This window comes from Lentzea albida, assembly GCF_900111005.1.
In the GTDB taxonomy this organism is placed as follows: domain Bacteria; phylum Actinomycetota; class Actinomycetes; order Mycobacteriales; family Pseudonocardiaceae; genus Lentzea; species Lentzea albida.
The window spans coordinates 30,004-54,791 of record NZ_FOFV01000017.1; the positions used below are offsets into that span (position 1 = coordinate 30,004).

A 24,788-nucleotide genomic window follows, 5' to 3' on the forward strand; every position below is an offset into this window, starting at 1 on the left:
CCTGCCGATTCGTGCAACCTCCTTGAGCAGGACTCAGGGGAGGAGTCGCATGTCCTTCGGCCGTGGTTCAGGTGCGATCGCGCTCGGGGCCGGCGTCAGCGCGGGCCTCGTCTGGGGGCTCGCGTTCGTGCTGCCGGACCTGTTGACCGGGTGGTCGGCGGTGGCCGTGACAGCGGGCCGCTACCTCGCCTACGGGGTGCTGTCGCTGGGTCTGTTCGTCGTCGGCGGCGCGGGGATCCGGCGGATCGCCCGGCGGCACTGGGCACCGGCTCTCGGGTTCGGCATCGCCGGCAACGCGGGGTACTACCTGTTGCTGGTCATCGGCATCCAGACCGTGGGCGCGCCGGTCACGAACATGGTGATTGGCTGCATCCCAGTGGTGATGGCGCTGGTGGGCAACCGGGTGTCGAGGCTGTGCTCCTGGCGCAGCCTCGCGCTGCCGGTCACGCTGGTGGCGGCGGGCCTGGTGGTGGTGAACGGGCTCGAGATCTCCGGTGCGCAGGCCACCGAACCGACATCGGTCGCGACGAAGGTGTTCGGCCTGCTCGCGTGTGCCGGGGCGGTGGCGATGTGGACCTGGTACGGGATCGCGAACGCCAGGTTCATGGCGGAGAACCCCGACGTGCCGGCCGGCCAGTGGGCCACGGTGGTCGGTGTCGCGACCGGCGCGGTCACCGTGGTGGCACTGCCGCTGGCCGCCGTGACCGGGCAGTTGAGCGTCGCGCCGGGAGGAACCGGAGTCGCGGGCTTCGTGGTCGTGGCGCTCGTCCTGGGCGTTCTGGTGTCGTGGGTGGCGACGTGGCTGTGGAACGCCGCCTCGGCGAAGCTCTCCCCCACCGTTGCCGGGATGCTGGTGAACGTGGAGACGTTGTCCGGCTACACCTACGTCTACGCGGCCCGGCAGGAGTGGCCGCCGCTGGGGCAGGTGCTGGGGTTCGCGCTCATCATGGTCGGGGTGGTGCTGGTCATCCGCGTGCAGCAGCGGGCGGCGGCCGGGGAGCCCGTGCCGGTGGGCCAGAGCTGATCCCGCGAACGACGAGTGGGGGCGTGCGTCAGAGCACGCCCCCACTGCTGTGCCGTTCGGGTCAGCCCGCGAAGGACGCGACCTCGGCGGGCAACGTCGCCCGCATCGACCGGTCGAGCTTCGTCACCAGTTCCTCGCAGTCCGCCGCGGTGATCACCAGTGGTGGCGTGAGGACGACCGTGCTGCCCGCCGTGGACAGCAGCAGCCCCTCCTCCCGGCAACGCAGGCGCAGCTCGGCCACGGTGCCGGCGTCCGCGTCGAGGTCGACGCCGATCATCAGGCCTTGGGCGCGCACCCCGAGCACTCCGTCCAGCTCCGACAGCGCCCGCTCCAGCTGAGCGCCCCGCTCCCGGACGTTGGCCAGCACGCGGCCGTCCGCCAGTTCGTCGAGGACGGCCAGGCCCGCGGCGGCGGCCACCGGGTTGCCGTCGCCGGTCGACCCGTGCGGCAGCACGACGCCGGGGCGCGCGGTGGCCGCGGCCAGCACCTCGCCGGTGGTGGCGATCGCGGCCAGCGGGACGTAACCGGAGCTGATCCCCTTGCTCAGCAACAGCATGTCCGGCCGCAGCCCGAGCTCGCCGGTGACGGTGAGCGCGCCGGTGCGGCCGAACCCCGTGGACACCTCGTCGACGACGAAGTGGATGCCGTGCTCCTGGCACAGGCGCTGCACCTCGGCCAGGTGACCGGGAGGTGCCGCCACCACACCGGTGCCGAGGACGGGTTCGAGCACGATCGCGGTGATCCGGTGCGGCCCGATCCGCTCGACCTCGGCGCGCAGGTGGTCGAGGTCCCACGGGCGCACGTGGTGCACGCCCGGCGTGAGCGGTCCGTGCAACGCGTGCACGGGCGGCTCCCCGGTGATCGCCGTGGCGAGGCCGCCGATGCCGTGGTAACCGTCGAGCTGGGCGATCACGTGCGTGCGGTCCGGGTCGCCGCCGACGATGCGGGTGAACCGAGAAAGGAACACCGCGCCTTCCACAGCCTGGGCACCGGTGGTGCACAACCGGACGTGCCGAAGATGCTCGGGCAGCACGGCGACCAGGCGCTCGGCGTAGCGCAGCGTGGTCTCCGCCGGCTGGTCGTGCCGGATCGACTGGGCGACGGGCAGCGTCGCGAGCTGGCGCGCCACGGCGTCGGCGACGGCCCGGTTGCCGTACCCGAGGCTCGCGTTCCACAGGGCCGACCTCGCGTCGAGGTACTCCCGGCCGCTCGCGTCGGTGACGTGGCAGCCCCGGCCGGACACCAGCGCCCGGCCGCGCACCTCCTCGGCCGAGGTGTCCCGGGTCAGTGCGCTGAACCACAGCGCGGTGGTCTCGCTCATCGTTCCTCCTGGGTCAACGTGATGACTTGAGTGCCGCGGCGAGCAGGTCGGGCAGCTCCGGGGACGGCAGGAACGCGGCGTTCCACAGCGCGACGTGGCGCAGCCCGTCGGCGACGGGCAGGTCCCTGGTGCGGTCGAGCACGGCCTTGACGCCCGCGACGGCGGCGGGCGGGTTCCCGGCGATCTGCCGGGCGGTGGCGAAGGCGTTCTCCCACAACGCATCGGCGTCGGGCGCGACCCTGGTCACCAGCCGCAGCGCCAGGGCCTCGTCCGCGCCGACGTCCCGGCCGGTGAGGGCGAGCTCCCTGGTGGCGGCCGTGCCGATGACGTGCGGAAGCCGTTGCAGCGCACCGAGATCGGCCACGATGCCCAGACGCACCTCGCGCAGGGAGAAGGACGCCGAAGGCGAGGCGAGCCGGATGTCGCACGCCGAGGCGAGGTCGAGTCCCGCGCCGACGCACGGGCCGTGCACGGCGGCGATCCACGCGAGCCTGCTGCGGTTGACCGCGCCGAGCGCGTCCTGCATCGCCGTCGCCTCGGCGAGCAACCGCGCGGGCAGGTCGTCACGGCGGGCGAGCCTGCGGTAGTGCGGGAGGTACCACCGCAGGTCGAGCCCGCCGCTGAAGCACTCCCCCGCTCCCCGCAGGACGACGGCCCGCACGTCCGCGTCGGCGTCGAGCGCGGCCACCACCGCAGGCAACTCCGTCCACACCAGACCGCCCATCACGTTGCCGTCACCGGTGCCGTCGAGCGCGACCTCGGCCACACCGGCGTCCAGGCGTCGCACCGAGAACGTCCGGAAGTCCACGGAAACCCCCTACCCGAGCGCCCGGAACGCCCGCTGGTGCAGCACCAGCGGGGCGCTGGCGGCGTCGACCTCGTGCCACAGCGGCACGCCGACCAGCAGCGCGTGGTCGCCGTAGACGAGCTCGTCGCGCAGGTCGCACACCATCGCGGCGGCGGCGTCCGCCAGCAGTGGCACTCCGCGCACGACGCGGGTGGGCACGTCCCGGAACCGGTCGGCCTGGGCCCCGGTGGCGAAGCGGCCGCACAGGTCTCCCTGGCGCGAGCACAGCACGCTCACACCGAACAGCCGCGATCTGCGGATGACGCCCAGGGTGCCGCTGCCGGTGGCCAGGGACACCAGCAGCGTCGGTGGCCGGACCGACAGCGACATCATCGCGTTGACGGTGCACCCGGCGGGCGCGGAGCCGTCGTCGGTCGTGATGACCGTGACGCCGGTGGGCCACTGGGTCATGAAGTCGCGGAACTCGGTGCCGGCGGTGAGCCGGTCCTGGGTGCGCATGGCGTCCTCCTCCAGCGGCCGTCAGACGCCGGCCGGTTGGTGTTGTGGTTGCGGCGGCAGGTGTTCCAGCGACCGCTCGATGTCCTCGTCGGTGACCACGACCTCCTCGTCCACCTGACCGTCCAGATAGGACCGGTAGGACGCCATGTCGAACAGCCCGTGCCCGCTGAGCGAGAACAGGATCACCGGCGAGGTGCCGTCCCGGTCGGCCTTGGCCGCTTCGACGACGGCGCCGTGCACGGCGTGGGCGCTCTCGGGAGCCGGCACGACGCCCTCGCTGCGGGCGAACAGCACGGCGGACTCGAACACGTCGCGCTGCTGGTAGGCGGTCGCCTCGACCAGACCGCGGTCGTACAGGGCGCTGACCACCTTGGCCGTGGCGTGGTAGCGCAGACCGCCCGCGTGCATCCGGGGTGGCGCGAACCGCGACCCCAGCGTGTACATCTTCTGCAACGGGTTCTGCTCGGAGCTGTCGGTGAAGTCGTAGGCGTAGCGGCCCCTGGTGAGCTTCGGGCACGCGGCGGGCTCCACCGACACGCACCGGACGCGGCCCTGACCGGGACGCAGGAACGGGAAGGCGAGCCCGCCGAAGTTGCTGCCCGCGCCGAGGCCCGCGACCACGACGTCGGCCCGTTCGCCGAACTCGGTCAGCTGGTCGATCGCCTCCAGGCCCATGACCGTGTTGTGCAGCAACGAATACGTTTCGCCGCTGCCCGCGCAGAACCGGGTGCCGGGCTGCCGGGTGGCCTCCATGGCCTCGGCCAGCGCGATGGACAGCGTGCCCGCCTGCTCGTGGGCGAACCGCCGGCCCGCGGCGGTCCCCTCGCTGGGGCTCGCGATCACCTCCGCGCCGAGCATCTCCATGATGGTGCGGCGGTGCGGCTTGTTCTCGAGGCTGGTGCGGACCATGTAGACCACGCACTCCAGGCCGAACATGTGGCACGCCGTGGCGACCGCCGTGCCCCACTGGCCCGCGCCGGTGGCGACGGCGAGCCGCTTCGCACCGGCCGCCTTGTAGTAGTGGGCCTGGGCGATGGCGGTGTTGAGCTTGTGGCTGCCGGACGGGTTGCCGCCCTCGTACTTGTAGTAGACGCGGGCTCGCGTGCCGAGTGCCTTTTCGAACTCCCTGGCGCGGCGCAACGGCGTGACGCGCCACTGGGCGTAGCGCCGGGCGACCTCCTCGGGGATCGGCACCCAGCGCTCGCGCGTGACCTCCTGGCGGATCAGGCTGAGCGGCACCTGCGGGTCGAGCCGGGCGTCGGCGGGCCGTGCGGGCGGCGGCAGGTCCGGCGGCAGCTCGAAGTCGAGGTCCGCCAGGACGTTGTACCAGGCAGTGGGCGGTGTGGTCACCGGATCTCCTCGTGGTGGGACGGCCGGACGGCCAGGGCGAGGGTGCAGGGCGGTGGGACGTCCACCAGGCGCCAGCGGACGCGGCGCCAGCGGCCCGCGCGCGCGTCGGGGTGGACCGGGATGCGCCACGGCAGGTCGGCGAGCCCCATGCCGGTGACCTTCACGCACGCCTCCTGGACGGCCCAGACGCGGCTGAACGCGTGCGCCGCGTCGGGCCGGGCGAGCACGTCGGCCGCGTGCGGGCCGCAGCAGCGCCGGACCAGTCCGCGGTGCGGCCGCTCGGGTGGCTCGGCGACGTCGACACCGACCTCGCCGCCGGTCCACACGGCCGCGGCGGTGTGGTGGTCGGTGTGCGAGATGGACACGCCGACACCGGGCAGCAGCAACGGCTTTCCTCTGTCGGTGGTCCGCAACGGCCGGGCCGCCGCGCCGGGACCGAGCACCCGTGCGACGAGCTGCCGCAGCAGTGATCGTCCGCGCAGGAACTCGTTGGCGCGCAACGGCCCCATGCCTTCGGCCGCGGCGTGCTCGGTGGCGTCGGCGAAGCGGGTGTCGGTGGCGTGCGCCGGGAGGACGGCGACGTGGGCGGGGTGCAGCCGCGGGCCGACGGGCACGGCCAGCACGGGTGGGGTGAGCGACGTCGTCACAGCGCCAGCCCCACCCCGCGGTCGACCAGCACCAGCGCGCCGTTGGCGCCGAGCAGCCGGTCGTTCGCGTAGTTCAGCGAGGCCGACCGGAGGTCGCGGAACATCCGCTCCAGCGGCAGCGGCGCGTCGCGCAGGTAGCCGTGCCGCAGGCCGACGACCTCGACCAGCGCGTCCACGACGGCGAACGAGCGTTCGGCGGCGTGCACCTTGAGGCCGTTGAGGCGCAGCTGCACGTCCGGTGCCTCCGGGTCGGGCGCGAGGCCGGTGTCCCGCACCACCTGCGCGATCAGCGCGGCCGTGGTGTCGAGGTCGAGCCGCACCCTGGCGAGCCGGGCGCGCAGCAGGTCCGAGTCGAGGTCGAACTGCTTGCGGCCGGCGGGGCTGCGCACCAGTTCGAGCACGGCCCGCAACGCCCCGCGCGCGGCGCCGAGCCAGCACGACGCCCACGCGATGTGGCCGACCGGGACGAACGTGCGCAGCGCCACCTCGCGGAACCCTCCCGCGCCGCCGACGATCGCGCTCTCGGGGACCACACCGGAGAGCTGCAGTGGTCCGCTGTGCGTCCCGCGCATGCCCATGGGGTCCCAGGAGAAGCCTTCGGCGTGCCGCACGGTCAGCTGGGCGCGGTCGGCGTAGACCAGCGACACGTCGGCCGGCTGCGCGGTGTCGGAGTCCTTCATGGTGATCAGGAAGCCGTCGGCGTTCGAGCCCCCGGTGACGATCGGCGCGTCGCGCTCCAGGTGCACCCGGTCGCCTTCGCGGCGCAGCGGCGCGTGGGCGCTGAGGAGGTGGCCGCCCTTGACCTTCTCGCTCGTGACCGAGGCGACGTACACCTGTCCCGCGGCCAGCCGGGGCAGCAGGTCCGCCCGCAGCTCCGGGCCCGCGTGCACCGCCAGCGCCGCGACCTGCTGGCAGTGCATCGCCCAGATCATGCCCGTCGACAGGCATTCGCCGGACAGCTCGGCGGCGACGCGCACGAGGTCGTCCAGGCCTCCGCCGAGACCGCCGTGCGCCGTCGGCACGAGCAGGCCCATCAACCCGCTGTGCCGCAACGCGTCCAGCGGCGCGGTGGGGAAGGTGGCGTCGGCGTCCACCCTCCGGGCGTGCTCGCGCAGCACCGGCAGCACCGCCGCGACCCGGTCGCCGATCCCCTGCCGCGCGACCGGCGGGGCCTGCGTGGCGGTCACGACATCTCCGCGGCGGGCTCGTCCACGGCCGTTCCCACGGCCCGGCGCAGGCTTTCGGCGGTCGCGAAGGTGTCACCGGTCATCATCTCGTCCGGCAACACGACGCCCAGTTCGTCCTCCAGGTCGAACAGCAGCTCCACGGCCTGCATCGAGTCCAGGCCGTACTTCTTGAGCGGCGCGTCGCCCGGCAGTTCCGCGTCCTCCGGCAGGTTCTTCAGGTGCCGGCGCAGCACCGAGTCGAACTCGTTGTCTTCCATGACGGATCGTCCTTTCATCCACTGTGGACAGGGAGTTGCCCGGCACCGCGCACGAGGCGCAGGCGTGACACGTCGAGCACGGAGTCGCCGCGCACCACCACTTCGGCGGGAGGTGTGTGGCCCAGGAAGCCGATCAGGCTCGCGGTGAGCCCGTAGGCGCCGACGTTGGGCACGACGACGAGGTCGCCGGGCCGCACGGCGGGCATCCGCAGGCCGCGGCCGAGGGTGTCGAGCGGCGTGCAGAGCGGTCCGACCAGCGTCGCGGTCACCTCGCCCGGTTCGCGAGCGCCGACGGACACGACGTCGGGCGCGAGCCGGGGCAGGCGGCGCAGGCCGGACATGCCGCCGAGGTGGTTGACGCCCGTGTCGAGCACGACGAACAACTCGCCCTTGGAGCGCTTGACGTCCACGACGCGGGCGACCAGGACGCCGGAGTCGCCGACGAGATGACGTCCGGACTCGAACGCGATCCGCGGCGCGCCGTCACGCCATCCGGGCAACCGCCGGTCCAGCAGTGCGCTGAGCCGCGCGGCCAGCCCGGGGAACCGCGGCCGCACTCCCCGGTGCGCGTAGGGCGCCCCGAACCCGCCACCGAGGTCGATCTCCTCGAACCGCCCGAGCCGGCCTGCCAGGGAGGTGGCGAGGTCGACGGCCACCTCGAACTGGCGCAGCAGCGCGTCCTCGTCGACGAAGTTGCTGCCCATGTAGAGGTGCAAGCCCGTGACGGTCGCGGCGGCGTGGCCGACGAACGACCCCGGATCGGCGGCGACCCACGACGCGTCGGCGCCGAACTGGGAGGCGGTACCGGTCATGGTGAGGCCGGTGCCCGCCACACCCTCGTCCGCGTTCACCCGCAACAGGCACTTCGCCTCGACACCGTGCCGCGCCGCGCTCTCGCCGACCGCGCGCAGGTCGGTGGGCGAGTCGACGGAGAACCGGGTCACCCCGAGGCCGAGTGCGTGCTCCAGCACCGCGGCGGACTTTCCCGGTCCGGTGAGCAGCACCTGGTCCGGTGGCACGCCCGCCTGCAAGGCCGCGTCGACCTCACCGTCGGAGCTGACCTCGGCCCGGCACCCGAGGCGGGCCAGGGTGCCGACCACGGCGGGGTGCGGGTTGGCTTTGAGGGAGTAGTAGAGGACGGATGGGTGCGGCAGGGCTCGGCGCAGGTCGATGTGTGCGGCTTCGACTGCGTCGAGGTCGTAGACGTAGGCGGGGGTGCCGGCCAGTTCCGCGATGCGTTCGGCCAGGGGTGTGGGGTGCGTGTTGGTGGAGGGGGCCGCTGGGGTGGGGGCGGTGTTGGAGGCGGTGGCGGACGGGTTGTGGGCGGAGGGCGTGGCCGGAGCGTGGGTGGCGCGTGCGGCGGTGGCCGCCGGGTTGTTGGCGGTGGTGGCCGGGTTGTCGGTGGTAGCGGCCGGGTTGTGGGTGGTGGCCTCCGAGTCGGTGGCGGCAGCCGCCACCGAGTCGGAGGCGGTGCCCGCGGCAGTCGCCCCCGGCTCGCCGGCCGCACCTGCGACCGTCCCCGCACCCGCGGCCGTCACCGCGGTCATGACGCACCGCCCTGACCGGCGAGCAGCTCCGCCAGCCCCTTCTTGTCCACCTTGCCGTTGACGCTGAGCGGCAGGGCGTCGAGCACCACGACCTGGCTCGGCAGCTTCTGCTCCTCCAGGCGGACGCCCAGCTGTTGCACCACGTACGGCACGAGCAGGTCGCCCGCGACCGCCAGCCGCGCGCCGGAGGCCTCGTCCGGGGGCAGCAGTGCGGCGAGCTCCACCCCTGGCACGTCCAGCGCCGCCGCCTCGATCTCGAGACAGCTCATCCGGATGCCGCGCTGCTTGTAGATGTCGTCGTCGCGGCCGACGAAGTAGAGGTGGCCGTCCTCGTCGAAGCGGCAGCGGTCGCCGGTGTGCAGCACCGGCTGGCCGAACGCGTCGCGGCGGAAGCGGCGGGCGGTCAGGTCCGGTGCGCGCCAGTAGCCCGCCATCACGTTCGGGCCGCGCACCACCAGCTCGCCGGTCTCGCCCGCGGGCAGGCGGTGGCCGTCCTCGTCGGCGGCGTAGGCCTCGGTGCCGGGCAGCGGCAGACCGCAGGAGCCCGGGCGGGTCAGGTCGGCGTTCGGCTCGGCGATGGAGACGCGCTTGCACTCGGTCAGCCCGAACATCGCCACCACCTCGAGCCCCGGCACGGCCTCCCGCAGCCGCACAGACGCCGTGACCGGCAGTGCGGCGCCGGTGTTGGTGACCATGCGCAGCCGCTCGGGAGGACGTCCGGCTCGGCCCACGAGCCGGCCGAGGGTGGACGCGAGGCTCGGCACCAGTGGGAAGACGGTGGTGCCGTGCTCCGTCAACCGCCGCAGCAGCGTGGGTCCGGCGTCGCCGTCGTCGCCGACCACCAGGCACGCCCCGGCCCGGCAGGACAGGAACATCTGGTACTGGCCGTAGTCGAACGACAGGGGCAGGCAGCAGAACACCACGTCGTCGGCGCGGTAGCCCAGGCGGGCGTTGATCGCGGACGCGGCGAACAGCACCTGGGCGTGGGTCGAGATGACCGCCTTCGGCATGGACGTGCTGCCCGACGTGTAGATGAGGGCCACCGGGTCGGTGGCCGCGCACGGCTCGCCGGCCGGCAGGGATCCGGACGGGGTCGCGGGCAGCTCGGCCAGCCGGTGCACCGGTACGCCGACCGCCAGGCCCGCTGCCTCGTCGGTGGCCAGGACGAGCCGCGGTTCGCTGTCGCCGAGGATGTGGTCCAGGTGGTACGGGCGGATGCGGTCGCTGAGCACGACGTGCAGCGCGCCGAGGCGGGAGCACGCGTGCACGAGCGCGGTCGTCTCCAACGCGTGTGGCGCGAGCAGCAGCACACGGTCGCCGCGCACGACGCCCCTGTCCCGCAACCACTCGGCGTAGGCGACGGACCTCGTGCGCAGCTCGTGGTAGGTCCAGGTCCGCTCGCCTCGGCGGACGGCCGGGGCGTCGGGGGTGAGCTCGGCCCGCCGGTCGAGCAGGTGGTGCAGCAGGAAGGCCGTCATCGGATCGCCTCCGGGGTCGCGCCCGCGACGGTGGTCGCGAGCAGGTCGGTCAGCGAGGCCAGCGAGTCGAACGCCTCGGGGACGATGAGGTCCGCGGGCACCTCGACGCCCAGGTCGGTCTCGAGCCTCTCCAGCACGGTGACGACCGCGATCGAGTCGAACCCGGGCAGGTCGAACAGCGAGTGCGCCGACCGCGGTGCGCCGGGCTCCGTGCCCAATACCGCGGCCACCGCGTGCGCGGCCCGGTCGGCGAGTTCCTGTCGTGGGGGCCGCATCAGACTTCCTTCCCGATGGAGGTGACGAGGGCGGGCAGGTCGGCGCGGGCGACCTTGCCGGTGCTGGTGCGGGGCAGGTCCGGCACGACGTGCACGGCGCCTGGCACCATGTAGCCGGGCAGCCTGGCCCGGCAGTGCGCGAGGACGTCCGCGCCGGTGAGCCCGCCGCGGCCGGGCCGGGGCACGACCAGGGCGTGCAGCCGGTGGGTCAGTTCGGGATCCGGGACGGCGACCACCACGACCTCGGCGACGTCCGGGTGGGTGCCGGCCGCCGCCTCGACGTCGCCCAGCTCGACCCGGTAACCGCGCGTCTTGACCAGTCCGTCGCGGCGGCCCAGCAGGTGCAGCAGGCCGTCGGCGTCCCGGCGGGCGATGTCGCCGGTGCGGTAGCAGCGGCGCGGCCCACCGGGGGTGGGCAACTCCACCGTCGCGGCGGCCGTCAGGTCGGGCCGGCCCAGGTAGCCGGGGGTGACGCAGTCACCGGCCACCACGAGTTCGCCCTCGCCCGCGCCGTCGAACGACGCGGTGCCGTCCGCGGCCAGCAGGCCGATGAGGGCGCCCCCGACCGGGCGCCCGACGGGCACGCGGGTGTCGGGGCCGGGAGGGCCGTCCAGCACGTGGCTGGTGATGACGTTGGTCTCGATCGGACCGTAGAGGTTGGCGACCGCCGCCTGCGGGAGGGCGTGCATCAGCTCCGCGAGCGCGGCGGCGCGGAACTCCTCCCCCGCGTACAGGACGCGCCGCAGGGCGGGCAGGCCGTCGGCGCGCACCGTCGAGCGCCGCAGCAGCGCGGTCAGCGCCGACGGCACCGCGTACAGGTGGGTGATCGCGCGCTCGGCGAGAAACCGTTGCAGCGCTTGGGGGAACAACGCGTGACGCTCCGGCACGGGGTGCACTTCCGCACCCGCGCCCAGCCCGACGTAGACGTCGTAGACCGGCAGGTCGAAGTGCAGCGGCGCGTGCACCGCGACCCGGTCGCCCGGCCCCAGCGGGAACGCGGACGCGGCCCAGTCGACGAACGCCGAGGCGTTGCGGTGCGTGATCACGACGCCCTTGGGCGTGCCGGTGGAGCCGGAGGTGTAGAGGACGTACGCCTCGTCGTCGTGGCGGAGGTCCGGGAAGGCGGCGGCCGGGGTGTCCGACGCGGTGACTGCGGTGGGCACGCCCAGGTAGTCACCACCGATGGCGACGGCACAGGCCGAGTCGGTCACGACGAACCGCTGCCGCCGCACCGGCGCGGACGGGTCGACCGGCACGTAGGCGCACCCGGCCCGCAGGACGGCGAGCATCGCGAGCACCGTGCCCGGCTGCTTGGTGCTGACCACGGCGATCCGGTTGCCAGGACCGACCTGGCGCAGCAGTGCCGAGGCCAGGCCGTCGACAGCGGTCGCGAGCTCGCGGTACGACGTCGTCGCACCAGCGGCGTCCACGAGGGCGACGGCGTCGGGCGTGCGCCGGGCGGCGTCCAGGACTCGGTCGAGCACGGTGGTCATCCGGAGCTCCTCGTCGTCTCGAGCACCCAGTGGGCGACGGCGGTCTCCCGCTCGGCGGCGGTGCGGACGGCGTCGAGCACCGAGCGCGGCGCGGCCCGGCCGGCGTGGACGCGGCGCGTGGCCACGTAGGCCATCTCGGACGCCTTGCGCCACGCGGGAACCAGTTCGGCCTCGAACCGGCCGGGCAGGTCCTGCAAGCCCATTCGCCGCAACTCCGCGCGCACGTCGACCAGCCACAGCCGGTGCAGCGCCCGGTCCCTGGCGAGCAGCCAGACCTGCAGCGCCAGGTTCTCCACGGCCTCCCTGCCGAGCCCGGCGTGCCCGTCGAGCAGCCGGGCGAACGAGCCGTCGAGCCCGGCGGCCAGGATCCCCTCCGCGTTGGTGCGGACCTGGTGCGGCACGTCGACCGGCGCGGGTTCGCCCACCCGGTCGAGCACGGCCCACGACCCCTTGCCGAGTGCGAGCGCCACGTCCGCCAGACCGACCTTGACGCTCACCGGCGCGGCCCTGCCGTGGGCGGTGGCGTTGTCGTACGGGTCGACGACGTGCAGCACGGGTTCCCTGGATCCCCCCAAGGGGTCGATGCCCTCGACGACGAACCCGTGCGCCATGTGCTCGTTGCGGTGGTACGGCAGCCACGGCATGTGGAAGGCATCGCCGACGACCACCACGGCCCGTCCCGCGTGCAGTTCGGCGTGCCACGCCAGGACGGCCGCACCGACATCACCGCCGATCTCCCGCCAGCGAGGTGCGAACCCGGTCCGCCTCGCGAGCCACGTGTCCTGGTCGAGGGGCGGCAGGTTCAGCCGCGGCGGTCCGCTCGAGTCCTCGATCAGGCAGAACTTCCAGCGGGACGCGAACGGCGTCCGGACGTCGTCCACCCCGGCCTGCGCCAGCAGCAGCGCGAGGTCGTCGGAGACGCAGTCCAGGAAAGGTGAGTCGACCCGGCTCACCAAAGCCGCGCACGGTGCGAAAGCGAGAGAGTGAACAAATGCGACCACGCAAGTCCCCCCTAGGACGAATAACCGTCTGAGTCACACGAACAACTGGAGAGGCGAACCGAATACGTGTACACACACGGGCAAACGCCTCAAACCAATTTCCCCAGACCGGACGTGCGGACCGCTCTCTGCTTGACGGCGCTCGTTCCGGGTCTCCCGGATTACCGCTGAGAGCTCATTCGTACTGCCGCCACACGGCGCACGCAAGTACGACGAAAACCGGACAGACAGGTTTACCCGGCAAACAACACCTGCGGAGAGACGTGATCGTGGACCTAAACTGTGCCGCTTGGCGCAACACGCCGACCGACTGGACCAACCGGACCGAGTCCAAGCGCACGAGCAGGACCGCAGAATTGATCCGTAGGGGTCACAGTTCTTCTTCGTCCATTTCGGACGTACGATTTCCGATCAATTTCTCCCGCTGAGTTGTGACCCGTCCGCACTTCTGCTTCCGTGAGCGAAAGCCTTTCTCGCAGATCCGGATGGAGCCATGATCGAAACCATTGTGTCGAACGCGCGCCGGGCCGCCGGTGCCGCTCCGCCGGTGGGCGACCCGGCGTACGCCGCCTTCGCCGGAGCGGTCCGGAGACGGCTGGTGGAGTGCTGGGAGGAGGTGGTGGCGGCCAACGAGGCGGACGTGCGCTCCGCGCGTGACGCGGGCCTGTCGTCCGCGATGGCCGGGCGGATGGGACTGACCGCCGCGCACCGCGACGCCCTGGTCGAGCTGACCCACCGCGTCCAGGAGGACCTGCCGGGGGTCACCGCGCCGGGACCGCGGGTGCGGGGTGCCGGACGCAGCCGGGCCCGCACGGTCGCCAGGCCGCTGGGGGTGCTGCTGATGATCTACGAGTCGCGGCCCATGGTGACGCTGGACAGCGCCGTGCTCGCGGTGTGCACGGGCAACGCCGTGCTGCTGCGCGGAGGCAGCGAGTGCCGCGGGTGCAACACCGTGCTCGCCGGCGTCATCGCGTCGGCGCTGCGGGAGTCCGGCCTGCCGGAGCACCTGGCCCAGGTGCTGCTGGACACGGACCGCGCCGGCCTGCGCGAGTTGATGAAGCGCGACGACGCGATCGACGTCCTGCTGCCCCGCGGCGGCGCGGGTCTCGTGTCGTACTGCCGCACCGCGTCCCGGATCCCGGTGATCGCGGGCGGCGCGGGGGTGAACCACCTCTACGCGCACTCCTCCGCCGACCCGGACGAGGCGGTCCGCCTCGTGCTGGACAGCAAGCTCCCCGATCCGGCCGGGTGCACCGCGCTCGAGATGCTGCTGCTCGACGAGGACCTGGCCGACGACTTCTTCACCGCGCTGAGCGGCCGGCTCGGCGAACCGGACGTGCGCGGGCTCGTCCTGCGAGCGCCCGCCGATCTCGTGAAGCGCCTGCCGGACGCGCTCACCGAAGCGCTGGAGGTCCGGGAACTGGCGGAGAACGACGACGGGAGGGAGTTCCTCGACACGACGCTCGGTGTTCGCGTCGTGTCCGATGTGGACGAAGCGGTGCGGCACGTGCGGCGGTTCGGCACGGGACACACGGAAGGTGTCGTGGCGCGCTCGGCCGAAGTGGTCGACCACTTCACCGCACGCGTCGACGCGGCCGCCGTCGTGGTCAACGGCTCGTTGCGGCTGCACGACGGACCCACGATGGGCACGGGCCCGGAGATGGCGATCAGCACCGGCCGGCTGCACGTGCGCGGCCCGGTCGGCCTGGCCGCCCTGCTCACCAGGAGCTGGGTGGTCGACGGCGGCGGGACCGTCCGGTTCCGCCGTGACGGCGCGGAAGGGGAGGACCGATGACAGAGGCGGGAACGAGCACGCGCGACGAGGTCAACGCGGCGGTGAAGCGGATGGTGGTCGCCGAGTCGCGGCTCACGATCGACCCGGCGACGGTGGGCGACACCGAGCCGTTGAACGGCGAGGTGCTGCGGGTGACCTCGGTCGGCTTCCTGTCCATGCTGATCCGGCTGGAGGACGAGCTCGGCGTGACGCTGCCGGACGACCTCTTCGCGGGCCGCAGCTTCCACACCGTGGCCGACCTGGTGGACGTGGTGACGCCCACCTGCACGGGTCAGAGGGCCGGATGAGCACCCCCACCGCTCCCGAGCAGGCCGGCACGCGGGCGTTGAGCTGCTACACCGCGAACCTCGCCCGCTACCTGCTGCGCGACGACCCGGACGCGCTCGACGCCATCGCCCGCTCGGTGCGGCTCGCCGTGCGGGTGGACCCGGCCGGGGACGCGCTCGCGGTGTCGCACCACGCCGTGCCGCTGCACGAACTGCCGCGCGACGGGGTGCTGGCACACGCCTCCGCGGCGACCGGGGAGTCCGCACTGGCGGGCGTCGCCGAGGAGCTGGACCGGCACGGCCAGGTCCTCGTCGCCGCCTCCAGCGCGGCGTTGCCGTGGTCGGTCGCCCTTCCCGAGGACAGCGCACCGCACCTGCTGCTGGTGGACGGCCGCGGCTCAAGCCGGTGGCACGTCGTGGACGACTTCTCCGCCCTTCTCCCCGAGGGACGGCAAGAACCGTTCGAGGGGTGGCTGGAGGACGCCGCACTGCTCTCCGCGATGGCGCCGCCCGCCGCGCCGGAACCCGAGCACCGCGTGCGCGACGAGCACCTGTTCGGCGTGCCCGTGCCGCCACCGCCCGCCGACCGCCACCGGTGGTTCGTGCTCGGCTCCCCCGGACGCAGCTCCCCCGGGCTGCCCGGCGACTGGCTGCGCGGGGCCGACGCGATCGGGGCGCTGAGCGAGTTCTGGAGCGGGGTGGGCGAGCACCCCGGCCGGGCGAGGTTCCTCGACGACGTGTGGGCCGCCTCCCAGCACCACACGTTCCGCTACGCGCGGCTGCTGCACACCCGGCAGCCGTCAGACCAGGACGCCGAGACCTTCCTCGCCGCCTCCGCCGCCTGGCGCGACCTGCCGATGGCGCTGCACTTCGCCGTGCGGTCCGCCGAACGCGGCCGGTCGCGGCCGTCCGTCGTCAAGGCGACCTTCGACCACCTGCTCGCGGTGGAAACCGCTGCCCGGCGGGTGATCGGTCACTACGGCTACCTTTCCACGACATGACGGTCGAACTCTGGATGCGCAACGAGGTGCGGGCCACCGAGCGCCGCGCGCCGATCACGCCCGCCGACGCCGCCGCACTGGTGCGGGACGGCTTCGCCGTGACCATCGAGGAGTCCGCGCAACGCGTGTACCCGATCGGCGACTACGCCGCCGCGGGCTGCTCCGTCGCCGAGGCGGGCAGCTGGGCCGACGCGCCGGAGGACGCGGTGGTCGTCGGCCTCAAGGAGCTGCCGGAGGAACCCTTCGCGCTGCGGCACCGGCACGTGTTCTTCGGCCACGCCTACAAGCAGCAGGAAGGCGCGGAACGGTTGCTGCGGCGGTTCGACGCGGGCGGCGGCGTGCTGCTCGACCTCGAGTACCTCACCGACGACTCGGGCCGGCGGCTGGCCGCGTTCGGCTACTGGGCGGGCTACGTGGGCGCGGCGCTCGCCGTGCTGCACCACCGGGGTGCGCTCGACGCGCCGCTGCAGCCCACGTCCGTGCCCGAACTGGACGCGCGGCTGGCGGGCGGCGCCCCGCTGAGCGCGGTGGTGGTCGGCGCGCTCGGCCGGTGCGGGCGCGGTGCGGACCGGGCGCTGACCGCCGCGGGCGTCACGCCGACGCGCTGGGACCTCGCCGAGACCCGCGACCTCGACCGGCCCGCGCTGCTGCGGCACGAGGTCATGGTCAACGCGGTGCTCACGTCCGAGCCGGTGCCCCCGTTCCTGCGGCCCGCCGACCTCGACGAGCCGGGCCGGGCACTGCGGACGGTGTGCGACGTGACCTGCGACGTCGGCTCGCCGTTCAACGTCCTGCCCGTCTACGACCGCACGACCACCTGGGACGAGCCGGTGCGGGCGCTGCGCGACGAGCCACGGCTGGACCTCATCGCGATCGACAACCTCCCGTCGCTGGTACCGCTGGAGGCCACCGACGCGTTCTCCGCCGACCTGCTGCCGCTGCTGAGGGACCTGCCGCGGGAGACCTCGCCCTGGCAGCGCGGTGAAAAGCTGTTCCACGACACCGTCACGTCCCTCAAGGAGGCCTCCCGATGACCGATCTCGTCCCGCCCACCGGCCGGGTGCACTGGATCGGCACCGGTCTGTCGACCGGCAGCGGGCTGCGGGTGCTCGCCACGGCCCACGACGTCCTGCTCTGGGCGCGCACCGAGGAGAAGGCGGAGCGGTGCCTCACCCGGCTCGGCCTGACCGGACAGGTGGGCGTGCGGCGGTTCGGGCATGACGCGCTCGCCGCCGAACTGCGCGCGGGCGACGTCGTCGTGTCGATGCTGCCCGCACCCGAGCACCCGGCGCTGGTACGGCTCTGCCTGGACCGCGGCGCGCACTTCGCGTGCTCCAGCTACACCTCCGACGAGCTCGTGGCGCTCGGGCAGCAGGCCGCGGAGCGCGGTGTGGTCGTGCTGACCGAGGCGGGCCTCGACCCCGGCATCGACCACCTCTACGCACACCTGCTCATCGAGCGCGCACGGGCGGAGTTCGGGGCGGACACCCCGGCCTCGGCGGTGTTCACCTCGTACTGCGGAGGCCTCCCGGCCGAGCCGAACGACTTCCGTTACCGCTTCAGCTGGGCGCCTCGCAGCGTGCTCACCGCGCTGCGCACGCCCGCCCGGTACGTGCGGGACGGGAGCGAGCACGTCGCCGACCGGCCCTGGGAGGCGACCAGGTCGCAGGACGTCGGCGGCGAGACGTTCGAGGTGTACCCCAACCGCGACAGCGTGCCGTTCGTCGAGCAGTACCAGGTGCCCGGCGCGTGGCGGCTGGAGACGTTCGTCCGGGGCACCGTGCGCCTGGCCGGCTGGCGCGAGGCGTGGTCCGAGGTGTTCGCGGTGGTGCGGGACGGCGACGACGACCAGGTCACCGCGCTGGCGGCCGAACTGGCCGACAAGTACCCGATGAGGGAGCAGGACCTGGACCGCGTCGTCCTGTCCGTGGCCCTGTCCCTGGAGGGTGAGGACGGGCGGCGGTGGTCGGGCGAGTACGTGCTCGACCTCGTGGGCGCCCCGGAGGAGACGGCGATGGCGCGGACGGTGTCCCTGACGCTGGCCTGCGGTGTCACGGACGTCCTGGCGCGCCGCACCGCGCCGGGCCTGCACCGGGCGACGGCCGGATCTGCCGCGCGCTGGCTCGGCTTCCTGGCCGAGCACGGTGTGCGGAGCGAACTGCGGGTGCCGGCACCGTCGAATCCCTGATACGTCCGATGGCGGCATTCGCCCTCCCGGATGCCGCCATCACCGAATTGATGTCGGGTGGACGCGTGATTACCGGGTAGTTACCGCAACCACCGTTCGAGTGAGGTGCGTGCGCGCGAATCGCTCTATCTTGGACATATGATCTGCCCGAAATGTCAACACGCGATGCACACCTACAACCAGAACGGGATACACCTCGAGCAGTGTGAGAACTGCCGGGGAATCTATCTCGACGCAGGCGAGTTGCAGCAGATCCTGCTGGCCGACCGCGCGCAGCAGCAGTCCGCCCAGCTGCACCAGGCCCCACCTCCCCTGTCGGCGCCGCCGCCCTACCAGCCCGCGCCGATGCAGGCACCGCACCACCCGGCGCCGCCACCCCGCAGCACCAGGAACGACGACGACTGGGACGACGACTTCTTCGGTCCCAGCAAGAACTCCCGCGGCAAGAAAAAGAAGAAAGAGGACCGCTGGGGTTTCCTCGACGACATCTTCGGATGATCCGACTCGCAAGAACTGAACTGCCGACGGTCCGCGCGGGTGTTCCCATTCGCGCAAGTCGGGGAATGGCCCCGGCACGTGACCACCGGGTGAAGTGATGCCACCGGACTGATCGAGGTCGCGACGCCGAGCGTGGCGCGACCCCGTTCCCGCGCTCCGGAGCGATCGTCACCGCAGCCCCCCATGCACACCATCCGCGACGGACGACCGAGATCCGCGCTGGAGGAGGAATGTCCGAAGTGGCGATCGACTTCTTGACAAGCAGAGGCGACGTGGGCCTCGAGTCCGAGCACAGCGACCTCGTCCCGGCTCGCGCCGGGCGCCGTGCCGAAGCGGTCGTCGCATGAGCAGCCGGGTGACGGGCTACGCGACCATCGCCGTGGCGTGCCTCGCACAGCTCATCGTCACGGTGGACATGACCGTGCTGCACCTGGCGGCGCCCGCGCTGTCCGCCCAGCTCGGCGCCTCCAGCGTGACGATGCTGTGGATCGTCGACATCTACGGGCTCACGATGGCGGGCCTCCTGGTCACCCTGGGCAACCTGGGCGATCGGCTGGGGCGGCGGCGCATGCTGGTGTGGGGGGTCAGCGCGTTCGCGGTGGCCTCCGTGCTGGCGGCCTACGCGCCGAACGTCGAGATGCTGATCGTCGCGCGGGCCGTGCTGGGCGTGGCCGGTGCGGCGATCCTGCCCGCGACGACGTCGTTGCTGCGGGTCGTCTTCACCACGCAGAAGGCCCGCACGGCCGCGGTGGGCGCCAGCGCCGGCTTCTCCGCGGCGGGCTTCGCGGTCGGGCCGATCGTCGGCGGCCTGCTGCTGAACCAGTTCTGGTGGGGCTCGGTGTTCCTGGTGAACGTCCCCATCCTCCTGCTGGTCCTCGCCGCGGCGAGGTTCATCCCGGAATCGCGTGCGCCGCAACGACTGCCGCTGGACCTGACCAGCGTGCTGCTGTCCGTGGTCGGCGTGGTCGCGGCGGTCTACACGATCAAGGCCGTCTTCTTCGTCGGCCTGTGGCACCTGGACGTGATGATCGCCCTGGTCCTCGGAGTTGTCGCGCTGGGCCTCTTCGCCCGGCGGCAGCGACGGCTGCCCGTCCCCCTGATCGACCTGAGGCTGTTCCAGAACCGGCAGTTCTCGACGTCCGTCGGGTCGAACCTGGTCGCGGTGTTCACCCTCTCCGCGTTCGGCCTGATCATCAGCCAGTACTTCCAGGTGGTGCGCGAGTGGACGCCGCTGAACGCCGGAATCGCCTACGTGCCAGGAGCTCTGGCGGCCGTGCTGGCAGGCGGGCTGCTCGCCGCGACGACGATCAACAGGATCGGCCGCGGGTTCGCGGTGGCGCTGGGGCTGGTGCTCGCCGCGATCGGCTTCGCCCTGCTCGCGAGCGTCGAGGCGCACTCGCCGTACGGACTGGTCGTCGTCGCGCAGATCGCGGTCGGCGCAGGCGCGGGTCTCACCCTGACCGTCACCAGTGACACGATCCTCGGCACCGTGCCCCGAGATCGCGCCGGCGCGGCCGCCGCGATCTCGGTGACGGCGTACGAGCTGGGCGGTTCGCTCGGCATCGCCATCATCGGAAGCGTCCTGTCCGGCATCTACCGGGCGCAGCTCGTCCTGCCCGACGGCCTCCCGCAGGCGGTCGTGGACCAGGTCCGCGGCTCGTTCAGCGCCGCCGTCGCCAACGGCCTGCCCGAGCCGGTCGCCACGGCCGTCCGCACCGCCGCCACCGAGGCGTACCTCAGCGGCATCCGGACGAGCATGGCCTTCAGCGCCGCCATCACGGTCGTTCTCGCCCTTGTCGTCGTGAAGTTCCTGCGCGGGGTCCCCAAGGTCATCGACCAGGAGCCGGTGCCCGAGCCGGATGCCGCGCGCGGCGCCTGAGCGACCCCTCCTCCGTCGCTGGTCCGGTCCCACCTGACGACGCCACCGTGCCCGAGGGTTCGGTGGCGTCGCGGGTGCAGACCGCCCAGCGACGGATCACGCCGTTCGACAGCACCGCACCGAAGAGGGAAACCGTGCCGAAGATCGTAGTGCCGTATGAGCGGCGGAAGGTCGTGAGCGACGCGGCGGTGCGCATCATGGCCCGGACGGGGATCGAGGGCGCGTCCCTGCGCAACCTCGCGACCGAGACCGGACTCTCCATCGGGGCCATCCGGCACTACTTCGAGAGCCACGACGAACTCATGGTCTCGACGATGCGCGAACTCGGCCGCCGGATCAGGCACCGGGTGACCACCCGCTCGGACCGCCTCCTCGCCGCCGACCTCACCAGCCCCGACGTGGTCGCGGACCTGCTGGCGGAACTGCTCCCGCTCGGGCCGGAGCACAGGGAGGACATGGCCGCGTGGCTGGCCTTCGTCGCCGCCGCGCGGACCCAGCCGGCGTTCCAGCTCGTGGCGGAGGAACACCACGAGCAGACGCTGCGCCTGATCGCCAGGATCCTCGAAGAGGCCACCGACCGCGGCGGTCTGCCCGCGGGGCTGGACCTCGGCATCGAGTGCTTCCGGCTGAGCGCGCTGCTGGACGGGCTCACCCTGCAGGCGGTCCTGCGTCCGCAGGCCGCCACTTCGGGGCTGCTGATGGACGTTCTTCGGCGCAACACGCGTTCTTTGGCTGCGCCAAGCGGTTCTTGAGCCTCGCCTGGCGGGTGGGAGGCGTGGGTTCGGGGGCCGGGCGCTTCGAGTGGCCGGGTCTGACGTGTGGAGCGGGCCGGGAGCTGGTCACCTCACAGCGCGGCCGAGCCTGACGCAGGGAGCGGGCCGAGGAGCTGGCCCAGCCGCACGCCCCAGGCCGCAGGCCTCGCAGACCCCAAACCCGCCACAACACGGTTCACCCCCCGCGCACAAAGCTGAACGCCGGACCGCGGGGGGGTGGGACGCGGTCCGGCGTTCAACGTTCCAGCGGGGTCACCCCGCCCGGCGGCCGGTGAGGTCGAGGGCCAGCCGGCTGTTCCACGCCCGCGCCCGTTCGTGCTTCGAGGCACGTTCGGCGCGCGGGATCTGCTCCGCGACGACGTCGCGCACGAGCAGGTGCCGGAACCCGTACTCGATCTCGCCGGTCTCGTTGTTGCGGCCGCGGCGGCGCAGGAAGTCGCGCTGCTCCAGCAGTTCGAGCACCTGGGCGACCTCGCGGACGTCCCGCCGGCCCGTCGCGGCCACCGCGCCCGGTGACACGAGGTCGCCGGTCAGGGCCGCGTCCTGCAGCACCGCCTTCACCTCGGTCGGCAGCGCGTCGAGCTGCGCGGTCAGCACGCCGCGCACCGAGGGCGGTACCGGGAGCGTGGCGTCGTTCTGGAGGCACACCGTGCGCGCGTCGGAGACCATGCCGGCGTATTCCGTGGCGAACAGCGGGTTGCCGCTGGCGTACGACACCAGCGCCTGCCACAGCTCGGGCGACAGGTCCCGCGCGTGCAGCAGCGAGTTCAGCAGCCTTCGGGTTCCGTTGTGGGACAGCGGTTCCAGGCTGATCGTGGTCGCGTTGCGCTTGCCGCCGAACCACGACGGCCTGCGCTGCAGCAGTTCCGGCCGGGCGGTGACGATCACCAGCAACGGCACGGAACCGGCCTGCTCGCCCAGTTCCTCCACGAAGTCGAGCACCACGTCGTTCGCCCAGTGCAGGTCTTCGAGCAGCACGATCAGCGGCTCGGACTCCGCGGCCTCCTCCAGGAACCTTCGCCAGGCCGGGAAGTCCGGCCGGACTCCGGCGCCGGGGTCGGCGAGGCACGCCAGGCTGCTGTGCAGCCGGTCCGCGAGTTCGCCGGCGCCGACCAGTTCCCCGAGGGCGGCGCGCAGGGTCGCGAAGGGCGCGAACCCGCTCACGACGTCGGCCAGCGGCCCGTAGCCGTGGTCGTCGCCGAAGGCGGTCGCGGTGCCGCGCAGGGCGGTCGTGCCGGAGGAGGCGACTTCGTCGACCAGCCGCGTCTTGCCCATGCCGGCCTCGCCGAGCACGGTTACGAAGTGCGGGCGGCGGCGCGTGCGCACCTCGTCGAGAAGTCCTTGCAACACCAGCAGTTCACGTTCGCGTTCCACGAACGGCACGGCGGCCTGCGAGCGGCGGTTCGCGCCGCGCGGGGACTCGCACGAGATCGCCTGCCAGCCTCCGGTCGGGGCGCCGTCGGACTCCCAGATCACGGAACTCGCGGCGTCACGGGTCGAAGTGCACGCCCGCACCGCGCCCAGCGGTGCCAGCGCCATCAGCTGACGGCACCGGTCGAGCAGGACTCCGCTGGCGGTCGGCGCGCTCGACGGGGACAGGCGCACGAGGGCGTCGCCGGTCGCCACGCCGACCTGCACCTCCGCGACGGCGTCCAGCCGGTCGCGGATGGCGATCGAGGCGCGCACGGCGCGATCGGCGTCGTCCTCGGCGGTCTTGGGCACGCCGAACAACGCGAGGAACACGGAGCCGACGCTGCCGCCGACGACACCGCCCAGGCGGGACACCTCCGCCGAGACGACGGAGGCGACCTCCTGGTGCACCGCGTCGACGTCCTCCGGGTCGCCGTCACCGGCCGCGAGACCGAGCTGGGCGGACACCATCACGACGCTGACGAGCTTGCGCTCCACGACCGGGGCGTCCGGCACCTCCGCGACGACCACCGGCGGAGCGGGCTCCACGACGGGCGGCGTGATGACGACGGGTGCGGGCGGGGAGGCCTGGTCGACGGCGAGCAGGTGCCTGCGTTGCACCGACGGTGGCAGGTCCAGCGTGGACGCGTGGTCGAGGATGGCGCGCTCGAGCTCCTGCAGTTCGCGTCCCGGTTCGAGACCGAGTTCCTCGACGAGAGCCGTCCTGGTGCGGCGGTAGACGTTCAGCGCGTCCACCTGGCGGCCGCACCGGTACAGCGCGAGCATCAACTGGCCGCCCAGCCGCTCGCGATAGGGCTCGAGCTCGATCAACGACTCGAGCTCGCCGATGATCTCCGCGTGCCGGCCGCAGGCGAGCTCCGCCTCGAAGCAGTCCTCCTGCGCAGCAGGCCTCCAGTCCTTGGTGGCCGTGAGCTCCGGCCAGTTGATCCCGGTCTCCGCGAGGTCCGCGAGCACCGGCCCGCGCCACAGGCCCAGCGCGTTGCGGAGCACCTCGGCCGCGGCGGGCCAGTTGCCCGCGGCGAGCTCACGCCGGCCCTGTTCGGTCAGCCGCTGGAAGTGGAACAGGTCGAGGGAGTCCTCGTCGACGCGCAGCAGGTAGCCCGGTGCGTGGGTCAGCAGCATTGGTGACCCATCGCGATCGCCCCCGTGGGCGGAGAGAACGCCTCGCAGCCCCGAGACGGCGTTCTGGAGCATCTTGCGCGCCGTGGGAGGGACGACGTCCCGCGGCCACATCGCCTGGAGCAGCTTGCTCGTCGCCACCACTCGGTTGGCCTGCAGCAGGAGGAAACCCAGAGCCGCGCGCTGCTTGAGGCCGCCCAACGGCACGGGCAGGTCGTCGTCGAGGACTTCCAATGAGCCCAGCAGGTGGAATCGCATGGTTCTGGCCTCCAGTGAAGGTTGTCCGGACGAGTAGAGGTCAGCCCCAGGGGGTGTCGCAGCGCGACGTGCGGCCGTCGATCGGGTGGACGGGCACCGGGTGCTTGCGGCCCCACGGGGTGTCGTCGGATGTCACCGAGCCCCAAGGCGTGTCACCGTCGGCGGCGATTCGTGTCGCGTGGGTGTCGCACCGGTGGCCATTGCCCCAACGGCTGTCGTCGGCCTGTGCGGTGCCGGCGAGGAACGTCATCGTCAGGACCGCCGGGATGGCGGCCAGAACCAGGGCGGCAGTCTTCTTGCGCGTCATGTCGGCTTCCTCTTGCTCGATCGGACTTTGGCTCGAGTCGTGCTGAAGACACCTTCGACCGGCGTCTGAGGAAGAAGTTAGGAGTGCGGCCCATCGTCGTTCTATCGCGAATCCACCGCGTATCGATTGGTTGCGATGGCGGCGGCCGCGAGCCGATGTCGCGCAATGACTAAGTCGTCAGTCAGTTACGACCACCGCCACGCTGAGTGATCAAGAACCGGGAATTGTTGGTTGCGGTCCGCGCAATGATTAGCGCGCGTTTAGCGATCCGAACGAGCGGATTTCCGCCTTACCGCCGACGATGTTGAGCCGTTCGGACCAGCACGACCACCGCCACACGGAGCACCGCGACGCTTGCCTCCCACAACGATATTTCGCGGGCGCGCG

The 24,788-nt window shown here is 72.7% G+C and carries 23 protein-coding genes; 9 read left to right on the plus strand and 14 right to left on the minus strand.

Going from position 1 to position 24,788, the window contains the following annotated elements; translation table 11 throughout:
* Positions 1–49 precede the first annotated feature (49 nt).
* Complete coding sequence (locus tag BMY74_RS33665) at positions 50–1,024, plus strand: DMT family transporter (RefSeq protein WP_089922583.1); 975 nt, start codon at positions 50–52, stop codon at positions 1,022–1,024.
* 61 nt (positions 1,025–1,085) lie between these two features.
* On the opposite strand, the gene BMY74_RS33670 is transcribed toward BMY74_RS33665, so the two are convergent.
* The 12 genes from BMY74_RS33670 to BMY74_RS33725 are packed head-to-tail and all read right to left on the minus strand — an operon-like array spanning position 1,086 to position 12,841.
* Positions 1,086–2,345, minus strand: a complete 1,260-nt coding sequence (locus tag BMY74_RS33670; RefSeq protein ID WP_089922585.1) for an aminotransferase family protein — start codon at positions 2,343–2,345, stop codon at positions 1,086–1,088.
* A 13-nt stretch (positions 2,346–2,358) separates the two neighbouring features.
* A complete protein-coding gene (locus tag BMY74_RS33675) occupies positions 2,359–3,153 on the minus strand; it encodes an enoyl-CoA hydratase-related protein (RefSeq protein ID WP_089922587.1) in 795 nt (264 codons plus the stop codon).
* Between the two features lie 9 nt (positions 3,154–3,162).
* A complete protein-coding gene (locus BMY74_RS33680) occupies positions 3,163–3,651 on the minus strand; it encodes a flavin reductase family protein (protein WP_089922590.1) in 489 nt (162 codons plus the stop codon).
* Positions 3,652–3,672: 21 nt separating this feature from the next.
* Positions 3,673–5,001: a TrpB-like pyridoxal phosphate-dependent enzyme gene (locus tag BMY74_RS33685; RefSeq protein ID WP_089922593.1), complete on the minus strand. Its 1,329-nt coding sequence runs from the start codon at positions 4,999–5,001 to the stop codon at positions 3,673–3,675.
* The gene (locus tag BMY74_RS33690; protein WP_089922595.1) at positions 4,998–5,648 is read right to left on the minus strand and encodes a 4'-phosphopantetheinyl transferase family protein; all 651 of its coding nucleotides are present in this window, start codon (positions 5,646–5,648) and stop codon (positions 4,998–5,000) included. Before BMY74_RS33690 ends, BMY74_RS33685 begins: the two co-directional genes overlap by 4 nt.
* Complete coding sequence (locus tag BMY74_RS33695; protein WP_245786498.1) at positions 5,645–6,835, minus strand: acyl-CoA dehydrogenase family protein; 1,191 nt, start codon at positions 6,833–6,835, stop codon at positions 5,645–5,647. Before BMY74_RS33695 ends, BMY74_RS33690 begins: the two co-directional genes overlap by 4 nt.
* Positions 6,832–7,092, minus strand: a complete 261-nt coding sequence (locus BMY74_RS33700) for a phosphopantetheine-binding protein (protein ID WP_089922597.1) — start codon at positions 7,090–7,092, stop codon at positions 6,832–6,834. Before BMY74_RS33700 ends, BMY74_RS33695 begins: the two co-directional genes overlap by 4 nt.
* Before the next feature lie 14 nt (positions 7,093–7,106).
* Positions 7,107–8,639: a type III PLP-dependent enzyme domain-containing protein gene (locus BMY74_RS33705; protein WP_177230051.1), complete on the minus strand. Its 1,533-nt coding sequence runs from the start codon at positions 8,637–8,639 to the stop codon at positions 7,107–7,109.
* Positions 8,636–10,117: a class I adenylate-forming enzyme family protein gene (locus tag BMY74_RS33710; protein WP_089922600.1), complete on the minus strand. Its 1,482-nt coding sequence runs from the start codon at positions 10,115–10,117 to the stop codon at positions 8,636–8,638. Before BMY74_RS33710 ends, BMY74_RS33705 begins: the two co-directional genes overlap by 4 nt.
* On the minus strand, positions 10,114–10,392 hold the full coding sequence (locus BMY74_RS33715; protein ID WP_089922603.1) for an acyl carrier protein: 279 nt from the start codon (positions 10,390–10,392) through the stop codon (positions 10,114–10,116). Before BMY74_RS33715 ends, BMY74_RS33710 begins: the two co-directional genes overlap by 4 nt.
* The gene (locus tag BMY74_RS33720; protein WP_089922605.1) at positions 10,392–11,885 is read right to left on the minus strand and encodes an amino acid adenylation domain-containing protein; all 1,494 of its coding nucleotides are present in this window, start codon (positions 11,883–11,885) and stop codon (positions 10,392–10,394) included. Before BMY74_RS33720 ends, BMY74_RS33715 begins: the two co-directional genes overlap by 1 nt.
* Positions 11,882–12,841, minus strand: coding sequence for a cysteine peptidase family C39 domain-containing protein (locus BMY74_RS33725; RefSeq protein WP_143091797.1), 960 nt, complete (start codon positions 12,839–12,841; stop codon positions 11,882–11,884). Before BMY74_RS33725 ends, BMY74_RS33720 begins: the two co-directional genes overlap by 4 nt.
* A 538-nt stretch (positions 12,842–13,379) precedes the next feature.
* Here BMY74_RS33725 and BMY74_RS33730 point away from each other — a divergent pair.
* From BMY74_RS33730 to BMY74_RS33765, 8 genes are all read left to right on the plus strand, one after another.
* Positions 13,380–14,681 (plus strand): glutamate-5-semialdehyde dehydrogenase, encoded by a 1,302-nt coding sequence (locus tag BMY74_RS33730; RefSeq protein ID WP_089922611.1) that lies wholly within the window; start codon positions 13,380–13,382, stop codon positions 14,679–14,681.
* Positions 14,678–14,968, plus strand: a complete 291-nt coding sequence (locus BMY74_RS33735; RefSeq protein WP_089922614.1) for an acyl carrier protein — start codon at positions 14,678–14,680, stop codon at positions 14,966–14,968. Before BMY74_RS33730 ends, BMY74_RS33735 begins: the two co-directional genes overlap by 4 nt.
* Positions 14,965–15,948 (plus strand): hypothetical protein, encoded by a 984-nt coding sequence (locus tag BMY74_RS33740; RefSeq protein ID WP_089922616.1) that lies wholly within the window; start codon positions 14,965–14,967, stop codon positions 15,946–15,948. Before BMY74_RS33735 ends, BMY74_RS33740 begins: the two co-directional genes overlap by 4 nt.
* Positions 15,945–16,982, plus strand: a complete 1,038-nt coding sequence (locus tag BMY74_RS33745; protein WP_089922619.1) for a saccharopine dehydrogenase — start codon at positions 15,945–15,947, stop codon at positions 16,980–16,982. The genes BMY74_RS33740 and BMY74_RS33745 overlap by 4 nt, the downstream gene beginning before the upstream one ends.
* Positions 16,979–18,136, plus strand: a complete 1,158-nt coding sequence (locus BMY74_RS33750; protein ID WP_089922621.1) for a saccharopine dehydrogenase family protein — start codon at positions 16,979–16,981, stop codon at positions 18,134–18,136. The genes BMY74_RS33745 and BMY74_RS33750 overlap by 4 nt, the downstream gene beginning before the upstream one ends.
* 138 nt (positions 18,137–18,274) lie before the next feature.
* On the plus strand, positions 18,275–18,634 hold the full coding sequence (locus BMY74_RS46840) for a zf-TFIIB domain-containing protein (protein WP_089922624.1): 360 nt from the start codon (positions 18,275–18,277) through the stop codon (positions 18,632–18,634).
* A 343-nt stretch (positions 18,635–18,977) separates the two neighbouring features.
* Positions 18,978–20,513 carry an MFS transporter gene (locus BMY74_RS33760; RefSeq protein ID WP_089922627.1) on the plus strand — a complete coding sequence of 512 codons (1,536 nt, stop codon included), beginning with the start codon at positions 18,978–18,980 and terminating at the stop codon, positions 20,511–20,513.
* 134 nt (positions 20,514–20,647) lie between these two features.
* Positions 20,648–21,265 carry a TetR/AcrR family transcriptional regulator gene (locus BMY74_RS33765; protein WP_089922840.1) on the plus strand — a complete coding sequence of 206 codons (618 nt, stop codon included), beginning with the start codon at positions 20,648–20,650 and terminating at the stop codon, positions 21,263–21,265.
* A 273-nt stretch (positions 21,266–21,538) separates the two neighbouring features.
* On the opposite strand, the gene BMY74_RS33770 is transcribed toward BMY74_RS33765, so the two are convergent.
* Entirely contained in the window at positions 21,539–24,094 is a 2,556-nt protein-coding gene (locus tag BMY74_RS33770) for an ATP-binding protein (protein WP_089922630.1), read from the minus strand.
* Positions 24,095–24,134: 40 nt separating this feature from the next.
* Positions 24,135–24,401 (minus strand): hypothetical protein, encoded by a 267-nt coding sequence (locus BMY74_RS33775; protein ID WP_089922632.1) that lies wholly within the window; start codon positions 24,399–24,401, stop codon positions 24,135–24,137.
* Between the last annotated feature and the right edge of the window lie 387 nt (positions 24,402–24,788).

Bases quoted from the DNA above. Each gene is read 5' to 3' on its own strand.
- BMY74_RS33665 (WP_089922583.1), top strand. From the start codon at position 50: ATGTCCTTCGGCCGTGGTTCAGGTGCGATCGCGCTCGGGGCCGGCGTC.
- BMY74_RS33670 (WP_089922585.1), bottom strand. From the start codon at position 2,345: ATGAGCGAGACCACCGCGCTGTGGTTCAGCGCACTGACCCGGGACACC.
- BMY74_RS33680 (WP_089922590.1), bottom strand. From the start codon at position 3,651: ATGCGCACCCAGGACCGGCTCACCGCCGGCACCGAGTTCCGCGACTTC.
- BMY74_RS33700 (WP_089922597.1), bottom strand. From the start codon at position 7,092: ATGGAAGACAACGAGTTCGACTCGGTGCTGCGCCGGCACCTGAAGAAC.
- BMY74_RS33705 (WP_177230051.1), bottom strand. From the start codon at position 8,639: ATGACCGCGGTGACGGCCGCGGGTGCGGGGACGGTCGCAGGTGCGGCC.
- BMY74_RS33710 (WP_089922600.1), bottom strand. From the start codon at position 10,117: ATGACGGCCTTCCTGCTGCACCACCTGCTCGACCGGCGGGCCGAGCTC.
- BMY74_RS33715 (WP_089922603.1), bottom strand. From the start codon at position 10,392: ATGCGGCCCCCACGACAGGAACTCGCCGACCGGGCCGCGCACGCGGTG.
- BMY74_RS33720 (WP_089922605.1), bottom strand. From the start codon at position 11,885: ATGACCACCGTGCTCGACCGAGTCCTGGACGCCGCCCGGCGCACGCCC.
- BMY74_RS33730 (WP_089922611.1), top strand. From the start codon at position 13,380: ATGATCGAAACCATTGTGTCGAACGCGCGCCGGGCCGCCGGTGCCGCT.
- BMY74_RS33735 (WP_089922614.1), top strand. From the start codon at position 14,678: ATGACAGAGGCGGGAACGAGCACGCGCGACGAGGTCAACGCGGCGGTG.
- BMY74_RS33740 (WP_089922616.1), top strand. From the start codon at position 14,965: ATGAGCACCCCCACCGCTCCCGAGCAGGCCGGCACGCGGGCGTTGAGC.
- BMY74_RS33745 (WP_089922619.1), top strand. From the start codon at position 15,945: ATGACGGTCGAACTCTGGATGCGCAACGAGGTGCGGGCCACCGAGCGC.
- BMY74_RS33750 (WP_089922621.1), top strand. From the start codon at position 16,979: ATGACCGATCTCGTCCCGCCCACCGGCCGGGTGCACTGGATCGGCACC.
- BMY74_RS46840 (WP_089922624.1), top strand. From the start codon at position 18,275: ATGATCTGCCCGAAATGTCAACACGCGATGCACACCTACAACCAGAAC.
- BMY74_RS33760 (WP_089922627.1), top strand. From the start codon at position 18,978: ATGAGCAGCCGGGTGACGGGCTACGCGACCATCGCCGTGGCGTGCCTC.
- BMY74_RS33770 (WP_089922630.1), bottom strand. From the start codon at position 24,094: ATGCGATTCCACCTGCTGGGCTCATTGGAAGTCCTCGACGACGACCTG.
- BMY74_RS33775 (WP_089922632.1), bottom strand. From the start codon at position 24,401: ATGACGCGCAAGAAGACTGCCGCCCTGGTTCTGGCCGCCATCCCGGCG.